Origin of the sequence: Arthrobacter globiformis (assembly GCF_046536215.2) — a bacterium.
Classification (GTDB): Bacteria; Actinomycetota; Actinomycetes; order Actinomycetales; family Micrococcaceae; genus Arthrobacter; species Arthrobacter globiformis_E.
Genome location: NZ_CM143421.1, coordinates 3,469,743 through 3,492,468 on the forward strand (window position 1 = coordinate 3,469,743; position 22,726 = coordinate 3,492,468).

Consider the following 22,726-nt stretch of genomic DNA (forward strand, 5'->3'; position numbering starts at 1 on the left):
CCGGGCCGAGCCGGAAGGCAACGGCTACGTGCCGGGCGCCGGCGATATAGCCGCGGCGCGTTCCTCCAGGACCTCCCGCGTGCGCTGGTTCCTGGCCAGTCCGGCTGCCATGATGAATTCGGAGCGCGCCTCCCCGGCCCGCCCGAGCCGGACCAGCAGTTCGCCGCGGACGCTGGGCAGCAGATGCGTTCCGCGCAGGGCACCTCCGGAGGCGAGGCTGTCCACGATGGCCAGCGCGGCCGCCGGCCCGGTGGCCATGGATACGGCCACGGCCCGGTTCAGCTCCACCACGGGGCTGGGTGCGATCCTGCCCAGCGCCTCATAGAGCAGCACGATCCGCTGCCAGTCGGTGCCGTCCACGCTGGGCGCCACGGAGTGGCATTCGGCGATCGCGGCCTGCAGCGCGTAGTTGCCGCGGCCCCGCCCCAGCGCGTCGCAGCGGCGCAGCGCGGCACGGCCGCGGCCGATCTGGGCACGGTCCCACCGGGTCCGGTCCTGGTCGGCCAGCAGGACCGGGGACCCGTCGGGCATGGTGCGGGCCGGGAAGCGGGAGGCCTGGAACTCCATCAGGGCCACCAGCCCGTGGGCCTCGGGTTCGCGGGGGACCAGCCCGGCCAGGATGCGCCCGATCCGCAGGGCCTCGTTGGCCAGGGCGGGCCGAATCCACGCGTCCCCCGTGGTGGCGGCGTAGCCTTCCGTGAACATCAGATAGACGACGCCGAGGACTGCTCCCAGCCTGGCTCCCCACTCGTTGGGCTCGGGAACCTCGAAAGGCACCCGGGCCGCCGCGAGCGTTTTCTTGGCGCGCACGATGCGCTGCTGCACGGTGGCGACCGGAACCAGGAACAGCCTGGCGATCTCCTCGGCGGTGAGGCCGCCCACCACTCGCAGCGTCAGGGCCATCTGGGCCTCCCAGGAGAGGACCGGGTGGCAGGCGGTGAACACGAGCCTGAGCACGTCGTCCTCCAGCGGAACCCAGGGCACGCCGTCGTCGTCTTCCAGGTCCCGGGCCATGGCCCGGTAGCGCTCCTCGAGCCGCTCGGACCGGCGCCACGCATCGATGGCCTTGCGCTTGGCGACGGCCGTGAGCCAGGCGGCAGGATTGTCCGGCGTCCCGGACTTCGGCCACTGGACCAGGGCCTCGGCCAGGGCTTCCTGGGCCAGGTCTTCGGCGAAGCCCACGTCCCGGGTGGCACGGGCGAGGGCCGCGACGATGCGGGCACCCTCGATGCGCCACAGGGCATCAATCCGGCGCCGGACCGCGGCCGCCGCCTCCTGGCCCACGTCTGCCTGGCCCACCTCTGCCTGGCCCGCGTCTGCCTGGCCCACCTCTGCCTGGCCCGCGGCCTCCGCACCCACCGGTCCCTCATTCACCGCCTGCTCCATTCCTGCCGGCCGGAGCTCAGGGCTGGTTCAGTTCCTGGCGCCAGGCCGCTTCCTTCTTGATGTACTCGTTGTCCGCGAAGTCGGCGAAATCGTCGGCCTCGGCTATCCGGCGGACCTCAAGCTTCGAGCCGGGACCCAGCGGGCAGCGGCTCGCCCACTCCTTGGCCTCTTCCTTGGAGGTCACCTGGACAATCCAGAAGCCGTTGAACAGCTCATGCGTTTCGCCGTAGGGGCCGTCCGTCACCACCGGGGGATCCTCGTCGAAATTGACCACGAAGGCCGAGCCCTCGGACAGATCGGTCAGACCTTCGCCGGCGAGCATGACGCCGGCCTTGATCAGCTGTTCGTTGTAGGCGCCCATCTGGTTGAGGATCTCCTCGAACGGAACCTGCTTGGACGCTTCGATGGCTTCGTCCGTGGCGCGCATGATGAACATGTACTTCATGGTTCTCTCCTTGCCTTGACGTGGACGCCGTGTGCGTCCGTCTACTATCCCGTCGAACGGGTCTTGCGGAAATCGACAGGCAGCCGGAAAAATTTTTTTGGCGGGGGTTCAGGCAGCGCCTCAAGGCGCGCTTCAGGCGGTGCCGAAGGGGTTGTCGATGGCGAACTTCCAGCCCTCGCGTCCTTTGCGCAGGACGTCGGCCGTCGTGCCCTGGAGGTCCAGGTTGCTGCCGTCGGCCGCGGTGCCCTTGATGGCCCATTCGGCGATGGCGAGGGCAATGTCGCCGAGGACGTAGACATGGCGGGTAGTCATCCTGACGGGCAGCCCAGCCTGGAGGAACCCCATCATGGCGTTGACGCTGTCTTCGCCGGTTGTGGGCATGCCCGGCTGGGGAACAAACACCGCATCCGGCTCGAAGAGTTCCAGCATCCCGTCGACGTCCCTGGCATTGAAACGAGCAGCCCAGGCCATGTGCATGGCATGCGGATCGGTAATTCCCACGGTGCCCTCCCCAGGACTCCTGCCGGTCTGAGGTGGGCAATCTATCAGCCGCCGGGTGTGGACGCCAGAGGCAAACTGCGCGCCGCCTGCGGGCGTACCGGACTGGCCTTCCAGCCGCGTCTTCTAGCCCCGCCGGCGGACCTCAACCTGGCCCTCATTCACCCTGGCTTCGTAGCTTGGCTGGGGCGTCGTTGCCGGCCCGCGGACGATGTGGCCGTCCCCGAGCCGGAATGTGCTGCCGTGCCAGGGGCAGGTGACGCAGCCATGGGCGATTGTTCCCTCCTCGAGCGGACCGCCCATATGGCTGCACACGCTGTCCAGGGCCTGGATTCCGGACCCGGAGCGGTACAGCAGGAGCGAGACCTTGCCCGCGTCCACCTTCCGGTGCGCCCCGTCCGGGAGTTCGGACTCCGCAAGCACTGGCGTCCAGTTCTTCGGGCCGGTCCTGCCTGCCGTCTTGTTGACGTTGACCGCGTTGCTGAAAGTGAGGTGGCCGCCCAGGAAGCCGCCAAACATCAGGACGCCGAAACCGGCCAGTCCAAGTCTCTTTCCGACGGTCCGGCTGCCCGAGGCGCGGGCCACGGCCGAGCACGAAAACAGGCACAGTGCCGTTCCGTTGGACACCGCGTGGACCAGGCCCACCCGCCGTGACTTTCCCTGTGTGTCGGACCAGTCGTTGAGGCCGGCGGCCGCGGTGGGGACCGCCGTTGCGATTCCGACGGCGACCAGGATGTCCGCGGCCGGTTCCGAGGCGGGCCCTCCCACGGCGTCCAGGACAGTTGCCATGGTCCAGGCCCCGATGGGGAAGTCGGTCAGGACCGGATGCAGCGGGTGGCCCAGCGATGTGCCGCTGAGGGCGTTGCGGACAGGCCGTGGCTGCACGGCTTCTCCGACTGCCTTGGAGATGGCGGACGCCACCCCGTCCAGCCGGTCGAAGTGTTCAATCGCATCAACTAACGCATGCAGCGGATTCATGGCGGACTCCTTCGGCCTGGCAGACAGGGCAGGTGGTCCACCACAGTCTGCATCGCGGTGGACACGATGACAAGGTCCCGGCAGGGCAGTCTCCGGTAACGTACTTTCACATGCCGCTGTCTTCACCCAGAACATCCCTCGACCCCGCTGCCACCGTTTCCGAGGGGCTGATGAGGCCGGTCATGGCCGGCATAGTGACGGCGCTCGTTGGCTTCACCTCGACCTTCGCCGTGGTCCTCTCCGGCCTTCGTGCCGTGGGGGCCAGCCCGCAGCAGGCGTCGAGCGGCCTGCTGGCCCTCTGCCTGGTGGTGGGCGCCGGCGTCGTGCTCCTCGCCTGGCACAGCAGGCTTCCGGTGACCCTCGCCTGGTCAACGCCGGGCGCCGCCCTGCTGGCCGTTGCCGGATTGCCCGACGGCGGATGGCCGGCCGCCGTCGGCGCCTTCCTGGTGACCGGGGTTCTGATCGCCGTGACGGGGCTGGTCCGCCCCCTCGGCAGACTGGTCAGCAGCATCCCCACGCCCCTGGCGCAGGCAATGCTGGCGGGAGTCCTGCTGCCGTTGTGCCTTGCCCCGGTGGAGTCTTTGCAGACCGCCCCGCTGCTGGTGGTCCCGGTCCTGCTCTGCTGGCTCGTGCTGTCACGGTTAGCGCCCCGCTGGTCGGTACCCGGCGCGCTGGCCGTGGCGCTCGCCGGCATCGTGGTCCAGCTGGTTGTTGACGGACGGGCCGTGCTCGCGGACGGCCTGCTGCCGGTGATGGAGTGGACCGCGCCTTCCTGGTCGCTGGGCGCGGTGGCGGGGATCGCCCTGCCGCTGTACATCGTCACCATGGCATCCCAGAACGTTCCCGGCGTGGCGGTGCTGGGGTCCTTCGGTTACCGGGCTCCGTGGCGGGCTTCCATGCTGGTCACCGGTGCCGGCACGCTGCTGGCGGCGCCGTTCGGCGGCCACGCCATCAACCTTGCCGCGCTCAGCGCCGCCTTGGCCGCCGGGGAGGAAGCTGGCGCAGACCGCGGCCGGCGCTGGGTGGCCGGCTTCGTGTCAGGGCTGGCCTACCTGCTCCTGGGCGCCTTCTCCGCCGTGCTCGCTGCGCTGGTGGCTGCGGCACCGCCGGGGGTGCTGGAGGCAGTCGCCGGACTCGCCCTGCTGGGCACACTTGCCGGGTCCGCCGCCTCGGCGCTGGCAGAGCCGGCCGAGCGGACGGGCGCCGTGGTGACCTTCCTCGTGGCCGCGTCGGGGCTGAGCTTCCTGGGCATCGGGGTAGCGTTCTGGGCCCTGCTGGCAGGGCTCCTGGTCCGGGCGGTCCTCAAGGTCCGGAACGGGCCGCAGGGCAAAACTGCGGGTTAGTTGCTGGCTGCCCGCTGTGTTCGGTGTTCGGCAGCCGGGTAGACGCCAAGGATCCACACCTCGGTGGTGAAGAAGTCCAGTTCCTCCAGGGCCAGCTTCAGCGACAGGTCCCCGGGGTGCCCCTCGACATCCACCATGAACATGGTTGCGGCGAACTCGTTGCCCACCATGTAGCTTTCCAGCCGGGTCATGTTCACGCCGTTCGTGGCGAAGCCGCCCAGGGCCTTGTAAAGGGCGGAGGGGACGTTCCTCACGCGGAACACGAAGCTGGTGACTGCCGGTCCGGGCAGGGCTTCCCGGGAGGGCAGTTCCGTTTCCCGGGCCAGGACCACAAAGCGGGTGGTGTTGGAAGGATCGTCCTCGACCGCTGATGCCAGGACCTCCAGCCCGTAGAGCTCGGCGGCCAGCGGCGGGGCGAGGGAGAGCTTGGTGGGGTCGTTCCAGTCGCGCACCTCGCGGGCCGACCCCGCGGTATCGCCGGCGATCACGGGTTTGAGGCGGGCCTCGCGGATCAGCTTCCGGCACTGGCCAAGGGCGTGGATGTGGCTGTGGACCTCGGTGGCCCCCTCGATGGTGCTGCCCGGGATGCCGAGCAGGTCGAAGTGGATGGGCAGGAAGAACTCGCCCACGATCTGCAGGCCCGAGTGGGGCAGCAGCAGGTGGATGTCCGCCACCCGGCCTGCAATGGAGTTCTCGATCGGAATCATGGCCAGATCCGTCTCACCGCTGGACACCAGTTCGAAGGCGTCCTCGAAGCTGGCGCAGGGAACGCTCTCCAGTTGGGGGAACATCTGCTTGCAGGCAATATCTGAGTTGGCGCCGGGCTCACCCTGGAACGCAATTTTCTGGGCCATGTTCCGTATGATGTCACGCCCGGCGCCAGCCAATCCAAACGGTGCCGCTTAACCTAAACGGTGCCGCTCACTTCTTTGCGTAGTCGCCAAACCCCTGCCAGTCGATCACCACGCAGGCCTCATCGCCGACCGTCCAGGCATCGTGGCCGGGCGGGATGACGGCGAAATCGCCGGGCCCGTACTCCATCTCCTCGCCGTCATCCATGACCACCTTCATCCGGCCGGAGACGAAGTATCCCTTGTGGGCAGCCTGGCAGCTGTCCGTCTGCGCGATTGGCTTCACGTGCTGTGACCAGCGCCAGCCCGGCTCGAAGGTGGCCCGGCCGACGCCGCCGCCCTCCATGTGGACCAGCTGGAGCTGGCCCTTGCCGTCCTCAAACGGCCGGGTCTCCTCGGGGGAGTCGAAACTCTTGCGGATGAGACTTGCCACTTTGACCTCCTGTTGCGGGTATTCCTGACTGCGGAGTGAAGGCCTGGAACGCAGATGCTGCTGCCTGTTACGCCACGTTGTAGGCCTGCCCGGCCAGCATGTCAAGAACCACCGCAAAGCACCAGATGCGCTACGGGGCCTGTGTGCCCTGATCCAGCAGCCGGCGCAGGCTGCGCAGGGCGGCGAGTGCCCGGTGGCTGACCAGGGCCGGGGATATATCGAACTGCGTTGCCACCTCGGCGACGGTGAGCCGGCCATAATGCAGGGCCAGCAGGACGTCGCGCTGCTCCATGTCGAGCATCATCAGGGCCTCGCTGACGCGGGAGCCCGCCGGGTCGCTTTGGGCATTGACCATGGACACAGGCTGGCGCGGCGTCCTTCGGGATTCCTGACGGCGGGTACCCCCAAACGGGGCGGCCCCGCCGCGGCCTGCCCCCTACTGGGCGGCGTCGAACCCCGCGAGCAGCCGCCGCGTGGCAGTCTGCATGTGGGAACGCATGGTCGCGGTGACGGCAGCGGGATCGTGCGCCTCGAGGGCGGTGAAAATTTCGCGGTGCTCCTTCAGCGCCGCCGCGGCATGGCCCTCGTCGGTCAGGGCCCGGTCCACCCAGATGCGGAGCAGCGAGCGGATGCTCTGCAGCAGCTCGCGAAGCACCTGGTTGCCCGAGCTGACAGCGATCTCGCGGTGGAACGCGGCGTCCGCCTCCACAAAGGCGGCCAGGTCCTCGAGGTTGTCTTCCATGGTCTGCAGGTTCTCGCGCATGCGGCCCAGGGCGGCATCGTCGATGCGTTCAGCGGCCAGCTGCGCGGCCTGCACCTCGAGGCCGCTTCTGAGCTCAACCAGTTCGCGGGTGCGGGGGGCGCCCAGCATGAGGCCCCAGCTCAGGGTCCGGGGCAGCAGCTCCGAGACGCCGTCGCGCAGGTAGGTTCCGGAGCCCGGCCGCACGATCACGATGCCCAGGATTTCCAGGGCCGCCAGTGCTTCGCGGACCGCCGAGCGTCCCACGCCGAGGGATGCCGCGAGGGTGCGTTCGGCGGGAAGCCTGGTGCCGGCTGCGATGTCTCCGCTGGTGAAGTAGGCCAGCAGGCGTTCCGCGACCTCGGACACCACCGATCCCTGTTCCATGGGACCCAGGGCGGCGCTGATCTTGGCCGTAGCGGCTGCGGAGTTTTCGGACATCTTCAAAGGGTAGCAACCGGCTGACCAATTTTCGGCCGCAACGGCGCAAAGCAAGAAAATTCATCAACCGGTTGACCAATTTACCTTTCCGGCCGTATGGTTGATCTCACAACGCGTAGCCGATGCCGGTCTCCTTCCGGCGGAAGGCATTGAGAGAAACCCCCAGGCATCCAGAGCATGACGCGGCCGGGGCTACCAACATCTAGGAGTCAATGTGGACACCACACAATCGGTGGTCGAAAGATCTGCAATCAGGAAAGTGGCGATCCGGCTGGTGCCGTTCGTCGCTTTGATGTTCTTCATCAACTACCTGGACCGCACGGCCATTTCCTTCGCCGGCCCCAACGGCATGAACACGGACCTGGCCCTCGGCGCGGCGCAGTTCGGCTTCGCCTCCGGCGTCTTCTTCATCGGCTACATCCTGCTCGAGGTCCCCAGCAACCTGGCCCTGCACAAGTTCGGCGCCCGGCGCTGGCTGGCCCGCATCATGGTCAGCTGGGGCATCGTCTCGCTCCTGTTCACCTGGGTTGGCAACGTTGAGCAGCTCTACATCCTGCGCTTCATCCTCGGTGTGGCGGAGGCCGGCTTCTTCCCGGGCGCCATCCTCTTCCTGAGCCTCTGGGTTCCGGCGCGGCACCGCAGCAAGATCCTCGCCCTCTTCTACCTGGCCCAGCCGCTGACCACCGTCATCGGTGCCCCGCTGGCCGGCCTCCTCATTCAGCAGCACGGCCTCTTCGGCCTCGCCGGCTGGCGCGTCATGTTCTTCGGCGTTGCGCTCCCCGCCATCATCATCGGCGTCATCGCCTGGTTCTACCTGGCAGACTCCCCGGCAAAGGCCAAGTGGCTCACCACCGAGGAAAAGACCTGGCTCACCGGCGCCCTGGAGAAGGAAAAGAACGAAACCGTCGCCAGCAACAAGCACGTCAGCGTCCGCACCGTCTTCGGGAACGGCCGCGTCTGGGTCCTGTCCGCGATCTACTTCGGCTTCATCTACGGCCTCTACGCGCTCGGCTTCTTCCTGCCCACCATCATCTCCGGCTTCGAAGGCCTCTACGGCGCCAAGTTCGATGTCTTCCAGAAGGGGCTCATCACCGCGATCCCGTACCTGCCGGCAGCCTTCGCCCTGTACTTCTGGTCCAAGGACGCCACCAAGCGCGGCGTCAAGACCTGGCACATCGCGGTTCCTGCCCTGGTGGGCGGACTGAGCATCCCGCTGGCACTGTTCGCCGGGTCCCCGGCAGCCACCATCGCTGTCATCACCATCACGGCCATGTCCATCTTCGCGGCGCTGCCCAACTTCTGGACCGTTCCCACCCAGTTCCTCACCGGTGCGGCCGCAGCGGCCGGCATCGCCCTGATCAACACCATGGGCAACCTGGCAGGCTTCAGCGCCGGCTACATCACAGGCTGGCTCAAGGACTGGACCGGCAGCTACACCGTCCCGATGTTCGTCGTCGGCGGCTTCATGCTCCTGTCCTGCATCCTGATGGTGGCCCTCAGCCGCTCCGGCAAGGTCAGCGAGGGCATCGCCGCCGAGGCGCTGGACCCCACAGGCGCCGGACACCACTCCGAGCCCTGACCGGCCCGGGAGTGCCCTCCGAAGCCGGATGGCACTCCCGCACCCAAACCCCTGCATCAGCAGATTCCCGCCAACCGGCCAATAGTCACCTCAGGAGAACCCGCAAAATGACCCGCCTGTTCAATGAACCCGCAGCGTTTGCTGACGAGATGATCGAGGGCTTTGTTGCCTCGCACGGCCGGTGGGTGCGGCGCGTTTCCGGCGGCGTGGCCCGCAGCACGAAGAGCACCCCGGACACCGTGGCACTGGTGATCGGCGGCGGCTCCGGCCACTACCCGGCCTTCGCCGGCCTGGTGGGCCAGGGCCTGGCCCATGGCGCCGCGATGGGCAACCTCTTCGCGTCCCCCTCGGCGCAGCAGGTCTACAGTGTGGCCAAGGCCGCCAACAACGGCGCCGGTGTCCTGCTGGGTTACGGCAACTACGCCGGCGACGTCCTGCACTTCACCCAGGCGCAGGAACGCCTCCGCCGTGAGGGCATCGACTGCCGCAGCATCGCCGTTACCGACGACGTCTCCTCCGCCCCGCTCGCCGAACGGCAGAAGCGGCGCGGCATCGCCGGCGACCTGACGGTCTTCAAGGTCGCGGCCGCCGCAGCCGAGGCCGGCTACGGCATGGACGCCACCGTGGAAATCGCCGAACGCGCCAACGACCGCACCCGGTCCTTCGGCGTCGCGTTCACCGGCTGCACCCTTCCCGGTGCCGAGACCCCGCTGTTCACCGTCCCCGAGGGCCGGATGGCCGTGGGCATGGGCATCCATGGTGAGCCCGGCATCGACGAAACGGACATTCCGACGGCGGATGAGCTCGCCGAACTGCTCGTGGGCAAGCTCCTCACCGAGGTCCCGGACGGACTCGAAGCCCGCGGTGCAAGAGTGGTGCCGGTCCTCAACGGCCTGGGCAGCGTCAAGTACGAGGAACTGTTCGTGGTCTACCGCCGCGTCGCCCAGCTCCTCGCCGAGGCCGGCCTGGAAGCCGTTGACCCGCAGGTCGGCGAGCTCGTCACCAGCTTCGACATGGCCGGCACCTCGCTGACCCTGTTCTGGCTGGACGGGGAACTCGAAACCCTCTGGAACGCACCCGCCGACGCCCCGGCCTTCCGCCGCGGCGTGGTCACCGCTGCCGCCCTCGACACTGCTGAATTCGACGTCACCGACGCCGAAGCCGTGGTGATCCCGGAAGCCACTGCCGAGTCGCGTGCCGCCGCAGTCCGCGTCCTGGCCGCCCTCCATGCCGCCAAGGACGTCGTCGACGCCAACGTCGAGGAACTGGGCCGCATCGATGCGATCGCCGGCGACGGCGACCACGGCATCGGCATGGAGCGCGGCGTCCGGGCAGCCGTCGAGGCCGCAACCGACGCCGTCGAACGCGGTGCCGGCGCCGCGACCACCCTGCACCTGGCCGCCGACGCGTGGGCCGACCGGGCCGGCGGCACCTCCGGTGCCCTCTGGGGCATGGCCCTGCGGGCCGTCGGGGACGCGATCGGGAACAGCACCACGCCCGACGCCGGCGCTGTCGCCGCCGGGGTGGCGGAGGCCGCCGCCTCGATCATGGGCTTTGGCAAGGCCAAGGTGGGCGACAAGACCCTCGTGGACGTGCTGGTGCCGTTCCGCGATGCCCTGTCCGCCGCCGTCGGCTCCGGCCAGTCCCTCACCGACGCCTGGGGCGCGGCAGCCACCGTTGCCCAGCAGGCCGCCGAGGAAACCGCCAACCTGCTGCCCCTGATGGGCAGGGCGCGCCCGCACGCCGAGAAGAGCCTGGGCACCCCGGACGCCGGCGCCGTATCCATGGCGCTGATCGTCCGCGCCATCCACAACACCTTCGCCGAGGCGAAAGCTGCGGCAACCACCACTAAGGAGAACGCATGAGCGCCAAACTGCGCCTGGTCATCGGTTCCGACGACGCCGGATTCGAGTACAAGGAAGCCCTGAAAGCGGACCTGGAAGCGTCCGAACTGGTTGAGTCCGTGCAGGACGTCGGGGTGGACGCCACCAGCCACACCCCGTACCCGTCCGTGGCCATCGCCGCCGCCGAGCTGATCGCCGCCGGCAAGGCCGACCGCGCCCTGCTGGTCTGCGGCACGGGCCTCGGCGTGGCCATCGCCGCGAACAAGGTCCCCGGCGTCCGCGCCGTCACCGCGCACGACAGCTTCTCCGTTGAGCGCTCCATCCTGAGCAACAACGCCCAGGTCCTCACCTTCGGCCAGCGCGTCGTGGGACTGGAGCTCGCCCGCCGCCTCGCCAGGGAATGGCTCACCTACACGTTTGACGAGTCCTCGGCCTCCGCCGAGAAGGTCACCCTGATTAAGGACTACGAGGGTGTCACTTCCTGCTAATTCCTCCGCCAGCGGCTCCGGTTCATCCGGCTCCGGGCGCCCGAGGGCCATCATCGGCGTCAGCCTGAAAATGTACTTCGGCTACGAGCGCACCCTGGACTGGTGCCGGGACGTGGCGCAGATCGCCTCGGCCCACCCTGCTGTCCGCAGCGGCGATATTGAACTGTTTGCCCTGCCGGCCCACCCGGTGCTGCCCGAGTGCGCGCGGATCCTGTCCGCCGCCGGGGCCGCCGCGGGCGCCCAGGACATCTTCTGGGAGGACGAGGGCGCCTTCACCGGCGAGGTCAGCGGCAAGATGGTGGCCGAAACCGGCGGCCGGTACGCCGAGGTGGGCCACGCCGAGCGGCGCCGCATCTTCGGCGAGGACGACGACGTGATCGGGCTGAAGACCGCTGCGGCCTACCGCAACGGCCTAACCCCGGTGCTGTGCGTGGGCGAACCCGGCCGCGGCACCGCGGCGGACGCGATCAAGCACTGCATCCGGGAAATCGACGGCGTCCTGAACCGGGCCGGAACCCTCGGCAGCGCGGGGCGCACCATCGTGGCGTACGAGCCGCAGTGGGCCATCGGCGCAGCCGAGCCGGCCTCGCCCGGGTTCATCAGCGAAGTCATCACCGGACTGGACGCCCACCTGCGCAGTCGCGAAGGCCAGGAAGACAGCCGGGTCATTTACGGCGGCAGCGCCGGCCCCGGCCTCATCAGCCAACTCGGCCCCGCCGTCACCGGGCTGTTCCTGGGCCGCTTCGCCCACAACCCCGCCGCGGTGCGGGACATCCTGGACGAGGCAGCACAGCGGCTGGGCCTGGCCGAACCCGCGCTGCTGGAACCAGTCGGGGGCAGGGCATGAACGCGACGATTGGCCAGGGTTCAAGAATCGGTTTGAGCAGCTACGCGTTCTTCTGGCAGCTTTCGGACCGGGTCAGCAGGCCGCTGAGCATCCACGAAGCGCTGGAGCGGACCGCGGCACTGGGCGTGGACCTGTTCCAGATCTGCGACTACGCGCCGCTGGAAGCCATGGGCGACGACGACCTGCAGGCCGTGCGGGCCACCGCGGACTCGCTGGGGATCAGCCTCGAGCTGGGCACCAAGGGCATCCGGCCGGAGCACCTGCGCCGGTTCCTGCACATCGCCAGGATCCTGGGGGCGCCGCTGCTGCGGACCATGTTCAACACCCCGGGCCACACCCCGACGGCGGACGAGGCGGTGGAGATCTTCACCGAGGTCCTGCCCGAGTTCAAGGCAGCCGGAGTGCGGATCGCGGTGGAGACCTACGAACAGGTTCCCACTGCCCGGATCCTGGAGGTCGTGGAACGCGTCGGAAGCCTGTACCTGGGGGTATGCAGCGACCCGGCCAACACCGTGGCGGCCCTGGAGTCACCGCGTGAGGTGATTGACGCGGTCGCACCCCATGTTCTGAACATGCACATCAAAGACTTTGCGTTCAGCCGCAAGGAGGGGTGGGTCGGGTTCACATACTCCGGCGCGCCGCTCGGGGAAGGCCTTCTGGACTACGACTACATGGCCCGGAAGCTGCAGCCCAAAAAAAGAAACATTAACCAGATCGTCGAACACTGGCTGCCGTGGCAGGACTCCGAGGACGAAACCATCCGCCTCGAAAACCAGTGGACCCAGCAAAGCCTCGATTTCCTAAGGAGCAAATGAAATGTCTGCAGAACAGTTGACCGTCGCCGTTATCGGAGCCGGAGGCAAGATGGGGATGCGCGTTTCGCGTAACCTCCAGAAGTCGAACCACACCGTGTTCTACTCCGAGAACTCACCCGCCGGCCAGGACCGCGTCCGCGAAGAAGGCCGTGAAATCACCGCTACCGACGAAGCCGTCAAGGGCGCCGACGTCGTGATCCTCGCCGTTCCGGACACCGTCCTGGGCGTCGTGTCCGAGGGCGTCGTGCCGCAGATGAAGTCCGGCGCCATCCTGCTCACCCTGGACCCGGCCGCCGCCTACGCCGGCCTGCTGGCCCAGCGCGAGGACGTCGTCCAGGCCGTGGCCCACCCCTGCCACCCGTCCGTGTTCCTGGAGCGCACCACCAAGGAAGAATGGGCCGACACCTTCGGCGGCCAGGGTGCCCCGCAGAACGTCGTCGCCGCAATCGACGAGGACGCTTCCGAGGCCACGAAGGCTGCGGCCGAGGCCACCATCCGCGTCATCTACGCACCCGTGATCGATGTCCACTGGGTCACCGTGAAGCAGCTCGCCATCCTTGAGCCCACTCTCGTGGAGACCGTGGCCTGCATGATCGGCACCCTGCTCAACGAGGCGCTGCACGAGACCGTCCACACCGCCGGCGTGCCGGAGGAAGCGGCCAAGGCCATGCTATTCGGCCACGTGCAGATCGCCCTCACCAACGCCCTGCGCGGCTCCAACCCGTTCTCCGAGGCCTGCGAAATCGCCATCCAGTACGGCAAGGACACCATCATCAAGGACGACTGGAAGAAGATCTTCGACGACTCCGAGCTCGACAGCGTCATCGCCAAGATGCTGAAACTGGACGCCGTCAAGCGCTAGCACCTGCTGCCGGCGAACAGCCACAGGCAATGGATCCATCCCCGGATGGGTCCATTGCCATTTAAGCGCTGATGGCAAAGATTTCCGGCCGGTAAAATCTTTCCCACCCAACGGAAGCCGTGCCTGTCCGGCCTCCATTTGACTTGAACAGGGGCAGATTTTCCTACTGGCTCCGCCGCCCTTGGGAGTTCTGGGAATGGCACCCGCGGGCTGCCCGGCGCTTTATGCAAATGAATGGACTATTCCTTCTATTAAGGGCTTTATTGCAGGTCAGGCCGGTGTTTCTTCTCACGGGCGGTACGCTTGCGACCTCCGTCGGGGCGTCAATAGCGTGGTTAAGGACCCTTCGAACGAGCTAAGGACTTATATGCCCTCGCCAGCCGCCACGGATCCAAACCCCATCCATTCCGGCAGGAGCCGGATACCAGTCCTGGCGCGCCTGACATCGGGCCTCCGCTGGGACCTGCCCGCATCCCTCGTGGTGTTCCTCGTCGCCGTTCCGCTGTCGCTCGGCATCGCCGCGGCATCGGGCGCGCCGGTCATGGCCGGACTGATCGCGGCTGCCGTCGGCGGCATCGTTGCCGGCAGCCTGGGCGGCGCACCGCTGCAGGTCAGCGGCCCGGCTGCAGGCCTGACGGTCATCGTCGCCGGCCTCATTGAGCAGTTCGGCTGGCCGGTCACCTGCGCCATCACCGTGGCAGCCGGCGTCCTGCAGGTGCTGCTGGGCATGGCCAAGGTAGGGCGCGTTGCGCTCGCCATCGCCCCCGTCGTCGTTCACGCGATGCTTGCCGGGATCGGCATCATCATCGTCCTGCAGCAGCTGCACGTGATGCTCGGCAGCGAAGCGGGCGAGGCGGCGCTGCACAACATCCTGGCGCTGCCGGACAGCCTGGCCGCCGTCGACCCGCAGGCCGCGTTCCTGGGTGCCGTGGTGATCGCGCTGCTCGTGGCGTGGAAGCACATGCCGGCGGCCATCCGCCGGGTGCCCGGCCCGCTCGTCGCGGTCGTGGCCGCCACGCTGCTGTCACTGCCGTTCAATTCCGACGTCGACCGGATCACCTTTGACGGTTCGCTGCTGGACGCCCTGTCCCTTCCGCACCTGCCGCAGGGGGAGTGGACGGCCATTGCTGTCGGCGTCGTCACCATCGCCCTGGTGGCAAGCGTGGAGTCGCTGCTGTCCGCCGTCGCCGTCGACAAGATGCACCACGGCGAGCGTACGGACTTCAACCGTGAGCTCCTCGGCCAGGGCGCTTCCAACGTGACGTCGGGCATGCTGGGCGGGCTTCCCGTCACCGGCGTGATCGTCCGCAGTGCCACCAACGTGGAGGCCGGGGGACGGACCCGCAAGTCCGCCATCCTCCACGGCATCTGGGTTCTCGTCTTTTCCCTGCTGCTGGCGGGAGTCATCCAGCTGGTGCCCGAGTCCGTGCTGGCCGGACTGCTCATCATGATCGGTATCCGCCTGGTGAAGGTGGCCGATTTCCAGACGGCACGCGTCACCGGCGACCTGGCCGTCTACGCCGCCACGCTGCTCACGGTGGTGTTCGTCAACCTTCTTGCCGGCGTGCTGATCGGGCTCGCCCTGGCCGTGCTGCTGGTCGTCTGGCGCGTGGTCCGGGCCAGCATCCATGCGGAGCCCCTCGGCTCGGCAGCCGAAAACCGCTGGCGAGTGGTCATCGACGGCTCGTGCACATTCCTGTCCCTCCCCCGCCTCAGCAAGGTGCTGGCAGCGGTGCCGCCGGCGGCGCACGTCACGGTGGAGCTCGACGTCGACTACCTCGACCACCCGGTGCACGACACTTTGGAGGCCTGGCGCGTCCGGCACGTCACCAACGGCGGAAGCGTCGAGATCGAGGAAACCGGCACCGCCACCCTGCACGCCGCCCTGGCAGGAACCCCCGCACGCGGCTCATCGCGTTCCGCGCTGCGCGGCGGTTTCGCACCGTGGCGGAGCTGGCAGCGGGACAGCGCCTCACTGGCTGCCGACGCGGCCGGGCATGTCCCGGCCGCGGTGCGCTCGGTGCTCAACGGCGTGGACAGCTACCACCGCCGCCACGCCCACCTGCTGCGGCCGCACGTCGAGGAGCTGTCCACCTTCCAGGACCCGGACACGCTGTTCATCACCTGCGCCGACTCCCGGCTGGTGCCCAACCTGATCACCAGCAGCGGCCCGGGGGACCTGTTCACGGTCCGGAACGTGGGCAACGTGGTAGGGAGTAGCCGGCTCGAACCGTCGGTCGAGGCATCCCTGAAGTTCGCCCTCGACGAGCTGTGCGTCACGTCCGTTGTGGTCTGTGGCCATTCCGGCTGCGGCGCCATGACGGCGCTGCTCGCCCGCCCTGCCGGGGACCGGAAGGCCGAGGGGCAGAAGGCCGGGGACCGCTGCCCGGTCGATTCCTGGCTCGACCACGGCCGGCCGAGCCTGGAAGCGTTCCAGGCAGGACATCCCGTCCAGGTTGCCGCAGAGCAGGCAGGCTACGGTGCGGTGGACCAGCTGGCCATGGTCAACGTCGCCGTCCAGCTCGAGCGGCTGCAGCAGCACGCCAGCCTGCAGGACGCGGTCCGGAGCGGGAACGTCCACGTGACGGGCCTGTTCTACGACATCGCCACCGCCCGGGTGCTGCAGATTACGCCCACCGGCATCAGCCACCTGGATCCGCTGCCGCGGACAGAAGAGCTGGCGCCGGCCTGACGCCCGGGAAACCACAGGCGGCATTGGCAGTGCACACACTGCCAATGCCGCCTGATTTTTTCAAAATGCCCGAATCCTCTAGCGGACGCCGGCCTTGCCAGTTGCGTTCTCAGCGGCCGGTGACTCCTGCCGCTGTGCCGCCTCGAGGCTGCCACGCACCCGCTTCACCGTTTCGGGCGCCAAGATTGCCGAGGCTACGGTGATGACGCCGATGACGCTGAAGTACAGGATCACCCAGCCGGGTTCGCCGTTGCCTGCATTGAGCAGGGCCACGGCGACCAGCGGCGCGATGCCCCCGGCCAGGACCGAGCCGAACTGGTAACCCATGGAGGCACCGCTGTAGCGGAGCTTGGTGGAGAAGAGCTCGGCGAAGAATGCAGCCTGCGGGCCATACATGGAGTTGTGGAAGACCGCGAGGCCGATGATGATTGCCAGGGTTGCCAGCAGGGCGCTGCCGGTGTCGGTCATGACAAAGTAGAGCGGGAAGAACAGCAGCCCGCCGATGGAGCCGAACAGGTAGAGCGGCTTCCGGCCGATCCTGTCGGACAGTGCTGCCCAGAGCGGCACCGCGACGACGCCGATGGCGGAGGCGATCAGTACGGACATGGAGCCCTGGTTAGCGCGTTCCGGACCGAAGGTCCGCATGATGTAGACGACGGAGAAGGTGGTGTACAGGTAGAAGGCCGAGTTCTCTGCAAGGCGCATGCCAACGACCAGCCAGACGCCCTTGGTTTCCTTCTTCAGGGCTTCGCCGAGCGGGTTGTGAGCGGTCTGCTTCTTGGCCACGAGTTCCTTGAAGTCCTCGGAGTCCTCGAGCTTCGCCCGGACCACCAGGCCCACGACGATCAGCAGCACGCTCAGCAGGAAGGGAATGCGCCAGGCCCAGGCGTCAAAGACATCGGCCGGAACCGCAGCTTTTACGGCCAGGACGGACGAGTTGGCGAGCAGCATGCCCGCCGGGACGCCCATCTGGGTAAAGCTGCCGAAGAACCCGCGGCGGCCTTCCGGGGCGTGTTCCGTGGAGATGATGGCGGCACCTGCCCATTCAGCACCCGCGCCGAACCCCTGCATGAGCCGCAGGACGGTCAGCAGGATCGGGGCCCAGACGCCGATCTGAGCGTAGGCGGGCAGCAGGCCCATCGCCAGGGTGGCGAAGCCCATCAGGAGCAGCGAGAGTACCAGCATCGGCTTGCGGCCGATCTTGTCCCCGTAGTGGCCGGCGAACATGCCGCCGAAGGGCCGGGCCACGAAGCCCACCGCGTAGGTGAGGAAGGCAAGCAGGAGGCCTGTGGCGGGGTCCTGCTCGGGGAAGTAGAGCCGGCTGAAAACGCCGGTGGCCGCAAGGAGGCCGAAGATGTAGTAGTCGTACCACTCGATGGTGGTTCCGGCGAAGCTGGCGAGGGATACCCGCCAGGGCACCCGGCGTGCGTTGCCGGTCGTTGCTGCGGAGAGCGTCATTGGTCGTCTCTTTCGAAGGTTGGAATTAGGGATGCGTGGGAATGGCGAACGGGAGTGAACCGGGTTTACCAGTCGACGGCGATGTACTTGGTTTCCGTGAAGTCCAGCAGGCCCTGGTGGGCGCCTTCGCGGCCCAGTCCGCTTTGCTTGACGCCGCCGAACGGGGCTGCCGGGTCGGAGACGAGCCCGCGGTTGAGGGCCACCATTCCGCTTTCAATGCGTTCGGACACCCGCAGCCCCCGGCGCAGGTCCTCGGTGAACACATACGCGGCGAGGCCGTACTCGGAGTCGTTGGCGGCCGCGATGACTTCTTCTTCGGTATCGAAGCCGATGACCGATGCCACGGGGCCGAAGATTTCCTCACTGACCATGCGTGCATGGAGCGGCACGTTGGTCACCACCGTGGGCGGGTAGTAGTAGCCTTCCCCTTGCGGCAGCTGCCCGCCGGTGAGCAGGCGTGCACCCTGGGCGAGGGCATCGCGGACCAGGGCGTCGACTTTCAGGACGCTTGCCTCGTCCACCAGCGGGCCCACTTCGGTGGACGGGTCTGTGCCGGCCCCGACTGTCAGGGCGGACATGCGGCTGGCCAGGCGGCTTGCGAACTCCGCCTGGATTCCGCGCTGGACGTAGATCCTGTTGGCCGCGGTGCAGGCCTGGCCGCCGTTGCGCATCTTGGCGATCATGACGCCGTCAACGGCCTTGTCGAGGTCAGCGTCGTCGAACACCAGGAAGGGCGCGTTGCCGCCCAGTTCCATGGAGCACTTGAGGACGTTGTCCGCGGCCTGGCGCAGCAGGTGGCGTCCGACGCCGGTGGAGCCGGTGAATGAGAGCTTGCGGACGCGGGGGTCGGCGAGGATGGGCGTCATGACGTCGCCCGTCTTGCTTGTGGTGACCACGTTGACGACGCCGGCGGGGACACCTGCGTCGACCATGAGCTGGGCGATGGCCAGGGACGTCAGGGGAGTGAGGGTGGCGGGCTTGAGCACGGCGGTGCAGCCTGCGGCAAGTGCCGGTGCGAGCTTGCGGGTTGCCATGGCGGCGGGGAAGTTCCACGGGGTGATCAGGACGCAGACACCGATCGGCTGGTGCTGGACAAGGATGCGGTTCGCGCCGGACGGTGAGACGGAAACGTCGCCGATGATCCGGACTGCCTCTTCCGCGTACCAGCGGAAGAACTCGGCCGCGTATGCCACCTCACCGCGGGCATCCGGCAGTGCTTTGCCGTTCTCGAGGGAGATAAGGTGGGCAAGCTGTTCCCTGCGTTCGATCATCAGGTCAAAACAGCGGCTCAGTATTTCGGCGCGGCGCCGGGGCGGCGTCGCTGCCCAGTCGGGAAAGGCCGCTGCGGCGGCATCGACGGCGGCAAGGCCGTCCTCGACGTCGGCGTCCGCGATAGCGGTGATTACAGTGCCGTCGGAGGGATTGACGACGTCGACGGTGCGGCCGCCGGCGGCGTCCTGCCAGCCGCCAGCGATGAGCAGTTGGCGGGGGACCGCCAGCTCATCGATGTCGAGTGGTTCCTGGGCGGAGAGATGTGTCATTGGTGATCCTCAGGTTTGATCAAGTGATGGCGTCAGCGAAGTGTTTTAGCGGATGGTGCGGTCACCGGCATAGGCGGCGTTCACGATGGACGTGACGGACTCAAGGTCGAGCGGCACCGGATTGTTGTCGATGAGCCGCTTGGAGTTCAGCGACAGCCTGGCAATCTGGCCGAGGTCGCCCTCCTGCACTCCGAGGTCCTGAAGCGTCGCGGGCAGTTCGATGGCGGCGATGACTTCGTCGATGGCCTCCACGCCGGCGATCGCAGCGCTGCGGACGTCCAGGCCCTTGATGTCGCGTCCCAGCGCTTCGGCAACCTGTGCCAATTGCGGTTCAATGGCGCTGAAGTTGTGGCGGACGACGTAGGGGAGCAGCAGGCCTACGCCCACGCCGTGCGGAGTGTGTGTCAGTGCGCCGACGGGGTACTGGATGGCGTGCGCCGCCGCCGTCCCGGCGTTGCTGAGCACTATGCCGCCGTAGAGCGCGGCCAGCATCATGTCGGCCCGGGCATCGGTGTTGCCCGGATCCTTGTAGGCGGTGGCAAGGCTGCGGCCCAAGAGCCGGATCCCGTCCAGCGCCAGGGAGTCCGTCAGGACATTCTTGCCCACGAACACGCGCTCGTTGGCGAGCGTGCGGGTCGGTTCCCGAGTGATGGCGGTGAACGACTCGACCAGGTGGACGAAGGTGTCCGCACCGGTGGCCGCCGTCAGGGGCGGCGGGCAGGTGTAGGTCAGTTCGGGGTCGCACACCGAGGCGAAGGGGATGATGTGGGGGCTCGAGATGCCCATTTTCATGCCGAGTCCGGGGTCGGAAACCACGGCAATGGCTGTCGCTTCGGACCCGGTGCCCGCCGTGGTGGGCAGGGCGATGACGGGCTTGACAGGGCCGGGTACGGCGAATTCGCCGTAGTAGTCGCTGGGCTGGCCGCCGTGGGTCAGAAGCACCGAGACCACTTTGGCCATGTCCATGCAGCTGCCGCCACCAAAGCCGATGACGACGTCGATGTCCTGGCCCTTGAGCCCTTCGACGCAGGAAACGATGCCCGGGGTGGGCAGCTCGGCCTGGGTTTCTCCGTAGACCCGGACGGACAGCTTCCGGCGCTCAAGGCTCGTGACCAGGGCTTGCAGCTCGTCCGAGGCTGCAAGCCTGGGGTCCGTGCAGACGAGGACGCTGTCACCGAGCTCTGCTGCGATATCGGCGATGGCAAAACGCTGCTGGGCACCGACGACGATATTCCGCGGCAAGCGCAGGACGCCGAAGGTTGCGGGACGGATGCCCGCTGCATGCGCACACGACATTGTGACTGACTCCTAAAGATGGGGATCTCGGCTACCCGAAAGGTGCCGCAGATCTCATCGTTCCAGAGCCCTGCCAGGTGGCCTATGGAAGTTTTTGCCATATTGGCGGCGGGAACATGTCAGTTGAAGCCACATTCCTGTGCTGCTGGTGTTAGTGGCTGCGGATCCCCGCGGACTGCAGACGCCAGAGCCGCAGGGCCACATGGATGTCCAGGGAGCGGCCGGCCCTTCGCCAGCTGGCACCGAGGACAGTGTCAATGCGCTCCAGCCGCTGGCGGAGCGTATTGGGATGAATGTGCAGGGCCTCCGCGGCCGCCGTGCCGGACGCGTCATTCTCCAAAAAGGTCCAGGCAGTCAGAACCAGCTGCGTTCCGCGGCGGCTGTCGTAGTCGAGCAGCGGCCCGAGCTGGGCCGCCAACAGTTGGGCGGCAAAGGGGCTGTCCATGGCGCCCAGCAGCATGCCGGCCGTGCCGAGGGCAGCCCGGTCGGCGGCCTCGCCGTTGCGCGCCAGTGCCTGCAGTGCGCGCAGCACGGCATCGGCCTCGGCGTGGGCCTCCGCCAGCCGGGAGAATCCTGCCACCGCCTGGGACGAACCCACGCTGGCCTCGATGCGCTGGTGCTTCAGGGCATCGACGAGGGACTGGCCGTTGTCCTCGCCCTGGTCCCCGGCGGAAGTACCGCCACGGCGGGCGGGCGGCTCGATGACGCACAGATGTGATTCGTGGAGGGCGGTGATCCCGGGACGGTCCTGTGCATGCCGCTTCAATACTGCGAGGGCCCTTTGCCGCTGCTCCTCCCGGACACCCACCACCCGGACCACCAGCGGGATATTGTCCGCGAGGCCAAAGCGCCCGGCCCGCCGTTTCAGCGCTTCGGTGTCCTCGGACCGCGGATTCAGGAGTTCGTCTATGAGTTCGAGCTGGAGCCGGTACTGCGCGTCCTGGAAGGTTCTTTCAAAGAGCAACGCCGCACTGAGGACCAGGGCGCTTCGCTCCAGCACTGCAAGCCGATCCTGGTTGATCTGGCCGGCTACGATCAGCGACGCCAGGTGCTGGTCCCCGGCGACAGCCGACATTACGGTGTACTGGCGGCCTTTGACGGTAAAGGGCATGGGCAGCGACCGGGCGGCGGAGAGCTCCGCGGCGCTCAACGCAGCGGGACTGCCGAAGTCCGGATTTGTGCCGAGCCCTGCTACGGTTTCACCGATGGGTGAGACCACGAACACCTCGCTGCCCATCGACTCGGCCAAAAGCAGCATGAGGTTGGGCAGGCTGTTGGCGGACGCCAGGGTCTCCATGAGCCGCTGGTCGAGGGAGGAAAGCTCCTCCAGCGCCTTCACATGGGCAAGGTTCTGCCGCTGAGCCTGGTCCAGCCGCGCCAGGGCATCGGTCATTTCGGTGAAGTGGCGTGCGTTCTCCAGGGCCACAGCGGCGTGGGTGCCGATGGATTCCATGAGCGCGACGTCGTCGCTGCTGAAGTTGTGCGCGTGCCGGTCCGCAACGAGGAGGGCTCCGATGACCTTACCCTCGGCCCGCAAGGGGACGCCCATGATGGCCTTGACGCCTTCTGCCGCAACCGCCGCATCACTCGACTCGAGGTGAGATTTGCTCAGGTCGCTCAGGTAGTCCGCGGATTGGGAAGGGGCTTCACCGGTGGCCACGGCGCCGAGAACGCCCTCGCCCAGGGGCATGCGGATACTCCGGAACAGGGCCGTGGCGGCACCGTCAGTCACCCGGATATACGATTCCCCGGAGTTGTAGTCGTTCAGGCTCAGGTAGGCGATGTCGCTGCCGATGAGCGAACGGGTTCTGCGGACGATGGCTTTCAGCACGGCCTCCACGTCCCGGATGCCGGTGAGGTCCGTGGCGGTGTCGTACAGGACCCGTAGCAGGCCCTCCCGCCGGCTGGCTTCCCGGAGCCGGGCGCTGAGGGTCCGGGCTGCCGCTGCCGTAACCGGATCGATGAGGTTTTCCGCCTGCATGGCCGCGAGCTTTAGCTCCAGGTTGTCGGCAGAGATGCCTTCCCCCAGGAGGGCCAGAAGACTGCCCAGCGCCATCTCCTCCCGCGGAGGAACGGCGCCGGCCCGGCCGTGCGGGCTGTCGTAGGCACCCATAGGGCCAATGGTAGTGGCTGCCGCCGGTTGCCCGGCCGGAACGGCACCGAACAGCAGGTGGTCCCGGGCAGGAAATC

20 protein-coding genes are annotated in these 22,726 nt (G+C 67.8%); 8 read left to right on the top strand and 12 right to left on the bottom strand.

All coding sequences use genetic code 11. From position 1 onward, the window contains the following. Positions 1-24: 24 nt before the first annotated feature. The 4 genes from R5O87_RS15575 to R5O87_RS15590 all read right to left on the bottom strand — a co-directional run bounded on the left by R5O87_RS15575 (position 25) and on the right by R5O87_RS15590 (position 3,307). On the bottom strand, positions 25-1,284 hold the full coding sequence (locus R5O87_RS15575; RefSeq protein ID WP_410556310.1) for an RNA polymerase sigma factor: 1,260 nt from the start codon (positions 1,282-1,284) through the stop codon (positions 25-27). Positions 1,285-1,402: 118 nt separating this feature from the next. Then, a complete protein-coding gene (locus tag R5O87_RS15580) occupies positions 1,403-1,831 on the bottom strand; it encodes a YciI family protein (protein ID WP_410556270.1) in 429 nt (142 codons plus the stop codon). Between the two features lie 132 nt (positions 1,832-1,963). Continuing rightward, positions 1,964-2,332 (bottom strand): YybH family protein, encoded by a 369-nt coding sequence (locus R5O87_RS15585; protein WP_410556271.1) that lies wholly within the window; start codon positions 2,330-2,332, stop codon positions 1,964-1,966. A 123-nt stretch (positions 2,333-2,455) separates the two neighbouring features. Next, positions 2,456-3,307 carry a Rieske (2Fe-2S) protein gene (locus R5O87_RS15590; RefSeq protein ID WP_410556272.1) on the bottom strand — a complete coding sequence of 284 codons (852 nt, stop codon included), beginning with the start codon at positions 3,305-3,307 and terminating at the stop codon, positions 2,456-2,458. A gap of 110 nt (positions 3,308-3,417) precedes the next feature. On the opposite strand from R5O87_RS15590, the gene R5O87_RS15595 reads away from it, so the two are divergent. Then, the gene (locus R5O87_RS15595; RefSeq protein ID WP_410556273.1) at positions 3,418-4,650 is read left to right on the top strand and encodes a benzoate/H(+) symporter BenE family transporter; all 1,233 of its coding nucleotides are present in this window, start codon (positions 3,418-3,420) and stop codon (positions 4,648-4,650) included. Here the strand turns inward: R5O87_RS15595 and R5O87_RS15600 are convergent. The 4 genes from R5O87_RS15600 to R5O87_RS15615 form a co-directional block, all read right to left on the bottom strand. Then, a complete protein-coding gene (locus R5O87_RS15600; RefSeq protein WP_410556274.1) occupies positions 4,647-5,504 on the bottom strand; it encodes a prephenate dehydratase in 858 nt (285 codons plus the stop codon). The genes R5O87_RS15595 and R5O87_RS15600 overlap by 4 nt on opposite strands. 67 nt (positions 5,505-5,571) lie before the next feature. Continuing rightward, entirely contained in the window at positions 5,572-5,934 is a 363-nt protein-coding gene (locus R5O87_RS15605; protein ID WP_410556275.1) for a cupin domain-containing protein, read from the bottom strand. Between the two features lie 130 nt (positions 5,935-6,064). Then, positions 6,065-6,289 (bottom strand): sigma factor-like helix-turn-helix DNA-binding protein, encoded by a 225-nt coding sequence (locus R5O87_RS15610; protein ID WP_410556276.1) that lies wholly within the window; start codon positions 6,287-6,289, stop codon positions 6,065-6,067. 81 nt (positions 6,290-6,370) lie between these two features. Continuing rightward, positions 6,371-7,114, bottom strand: a complete 744-nt coding sequence (locus tag R5O87_RS15615) for a FadR/GntR family transcriptional regulator (RefSeq protein ID WP_410556277.1) — start codon at positions 7,112-7,114, stop codon at positions 6,371-6,373. Positions 7,115-7,328: 214 nt separating this feature from the next. Here R5O87_RS15615 and R5O87_RS15620 point away from each other — a divergent pair, with 214 nt between their 5' ends. The 7 genes from R5O87_RS15620 (at position 7,329) to R5O87_RS15650 (ending at position 16,241) form a co-directional block, all read left to right on the top strand. Next, a complete protein-coding gene (locus R5O87_RS15620; protein ID WP_410556278.1) occupies positions 7,329-8,693 on the top strand; it encodes an MFS transporter in 1,365 nt (454 codons plus the stop codon). A 107-nt stretch (positions 8,694-8,800) separates the two neighbouring features. After that, positions 8,801-10,558: a dihydroxyacetone kinase family protein gene (locus R5O87_RS15625; RefSeq protein WP_410556279.1), complete on the top strand. Its 1,758-nt coding sequence runs from the start codon at positions 8,801-8,803 to the stop codon at positions 10,556-10,558. Continuing rightward, a complete protein-coding gene (locus tag R5O87_RS15630) occupies positions 10,555-11,025 on the top strand; it encodes a ribose-5-phosphate isomerase (protein WP_410556280.1) in 471 nt (156 codons plus the stop codon). The genes R5O87_RS15625 and R5O87_RS15630 overlap by 4 nt, the downstream gene beginning before the upstream one ends. Continuing rightward, positions 11,009-11,872, top strand: a complete 864-nt coding sequence (locus R5O87_RS15635; protein ID WP_410556281.1) for a triose-phosphate isomerase family protein — start codon at positions 11,009-11,011, stop codon at positions 11,870-11,872. Before R5O87_RS15630 ends, R5O87_RS15635 begins: the two co-directional genes overlap by 17 nt. Next, a complete protein-coding gene (locus R5O87_RS15640; RefSeq protein WP_410556282.1) occupies positions 11,869-12,687 on the top strand; it encodes a sugar phosphate isomerase/epimerase family protein in 819 nt (272 codons plus the stop codon). The genes R5O87_RS15635 and R5O87_RS15640 overlap by 4 nt, the downstream gene beginning before the upstream one ends. Before the next feature lies 1 nt (position 12,688). Next, positions 12,689-13,549 carry a phosphogluconate dehydrogenase C-terminal domain-containing protein gene (locus R5O87_RS15645; RefSeq protein ID WP_410556283.1) on the top strand — a complete coding sequence of 287 codons (861 nt, stop codon included), beginning with the start codon at positions 12,689-12,691 and terminating at the stop codon, positions 13,547-13,549. Positions 13,550-13,916: 367 nt separating this feature from the next. After that, positions 13,917-16,241: a SulP family inorganic anion transporter gene (locus tag R5O87_RS15650; RefSeq protein ID WP_410556284.1), complete on the top strand. Its 2,325-nt coding sequence runs from the start codon at positions 13,917-13,919 to the stop codon at positions 16,239-16,241. A gap of 78 nt (positions 16,242-16,319) precedes the next feature. Here the strand turns inward: R5O87_RS15650 and R5O87_RS15655 are convergent, their stop codons facing one another. From R5O87_RS15655 to R5O87_RS15670, 4 genes are all read right to left on the bottom strand, one after another. Beyond that, positions 16,320-17,699 carry an MFS transporter gene (locus tag R5O87_RS15655; protein ID WP_410556286.1) on the bottom strand — a complete coding sequence of 460 codons (1,380 nt, stop codon included), beginning with the start codon at positions 17,697-17,699 and terminating at the stop codon, positions 16,320-16,322. A gap of 65 nt (positions 17,700-17,764) precedes the next feature. After that, the gene (locus tag R5O87_RS15660; protein WP_410556287.1) at positions 17,765-19,240 is read right to left on the bottom strand and encodes an NAD-dependent succinate-semialdehyde dehydrogenase; all 1,476 of its coding nucleotides are present in this window, start codon (positions 19,238-19,240) and stop codon (positions 17,765-17,767) included. A 45-nt stretch (positions 19,241-19,285) separates the two neighbouring features. Beyond that, positions 19,286-20,536, bottom strand: a complete 1,251-nt coding sequence (locus tag R5O87_RS15665) for an iron-containing alcohol dehydrogenase (RefSeq protein ID WP_410556288.1) — start codon at positions 20,534-20,536, stop codon at positions 19,286-19,288. Positions 20,537-20,687: 151 nt separating this feature from the next. Continuing rightward, a complete protein-coding gene (locus R5O87_RS15670) occupies positions 20,688-22,649 on the bottom strand; it encodes a helix-turn-helix domain-containing protein (RefSeq protein WP_410556290.1) in 1,962 nt (653 codons plus the stop codon). Positions 22,650-22,726: the final 77 nt, after the last annotated feature.

Excerpts from the sequence above, each read along its gene's own strand:
- R5O87_RS15580 (WP_410556270.1), bottom strand. The coding sequence starts at position 1,831 with ATGAAGTACATGTTCATCATGCGCGCCACGGACGAAGCCATCGAAGCG.
- R5O87_RS15590 (WP_410556272.1), bottom strand. The coding sequence starts at position 3,307 with ATGAATCCGCTGCATGCGTTAGTTGATGCGATTGAACACTTCGACCGG.
- R5O87_RS15595 (WP_410556273.1), top strand. The coding sequence starts at position 3,418 with ATGCCGCTGTCTTCACCCAGAACATCCCTCGACCCCGCTGCCACCGTT.
- R5O87_RS15600 (WP_410556274.1), bottom strand. The coding sequence starts at position 5,504 with ATGGCCCAGAAAATTGCGTTCCAGGGTGAGCCCGGCGCCAACTCAGAT.
- R5O87_RS15610 (WP_410556276.1), bottom strand. The coding sequence starts at position 6,289 with ATGGTCAATGCCCAAAGCGACCCGGCGGGCTCCCGCGTCAGCGAGGCC.
- R5O87_RS15615 (WP_410556277.1), bottom strand. The coding sequence starts at position 7,114 with ATGTCCGAAAACTCCGCAGCCGCTACGGCCAAGATCAGCGCCGCCCTG.
- R5O87_RS15625 (WP_410556279.1), top strand. The coding sequence starts at position 8,801 with ATGACCCGCCTGTTCAATGAACCCGCAGCGTTTGCTGACGAGATGATC.
- R5O87_RS15630 (WP_410556280.1), top strand. The coding sequence starts at position 10,555 with ATGAGCGCCAAACTGCGCCTGGTCATCGGTTCCGACGACGCCGGATTC.
- R5O87_RS15640 (WP_410556282.1), top strand. The coding sequence starts at position 11,869 with ATGAACGCGACGATTGGCCAGGGTTCAAGAATCGGTTTGAGCAGCTAC.
- R5O87_RS15645 (WP_410556283.1), top strand. The coding sequence starts at position 12,689 with ATGTCTGCAGAACAGTTGACCGTCGCCGTTATCGGAGCCGGAGGCAAG.
- R5O87_RS15650 (WP_410556284.1), top strand. The coding sequence starts at position 13,917 with ATGCCCTCGCCAGCCGCCACGGATCCAAACCCCATCCATTCCGGCAGG.
- R5O87_RS15655 (WP_410556286.1), bottom strand. The coding sequence starts at position 17,699 with ATGACGCTCTCCGCAGCAACGACCGGCAACGCACGCCGGGTGCCCTGG.
- R5O87_RS15660 (WP_410556287.1), bottom strand. The coding sequence starts at position 19,240 with ATGACACATCTCTCCGCCCAGGAACCACTCGACATCGATGAGCTGGCG.
- R5O87_RS15665 (WP_410556288.1), bottom strand. The coding sequence starts at position 20,536 with ATGTCGTGTGCGCATGCAGCGGGCATCCGTCCCGCAACCTTCGGCGTC.
- R5O87_RS15670 (WP_410556290.1), bottom strand. The coding sequence starts at position 22,649 with ATGGGTGCCTACGACAGCCCGCACGGCCGGGCCGGCGCCGTTCCTCCG.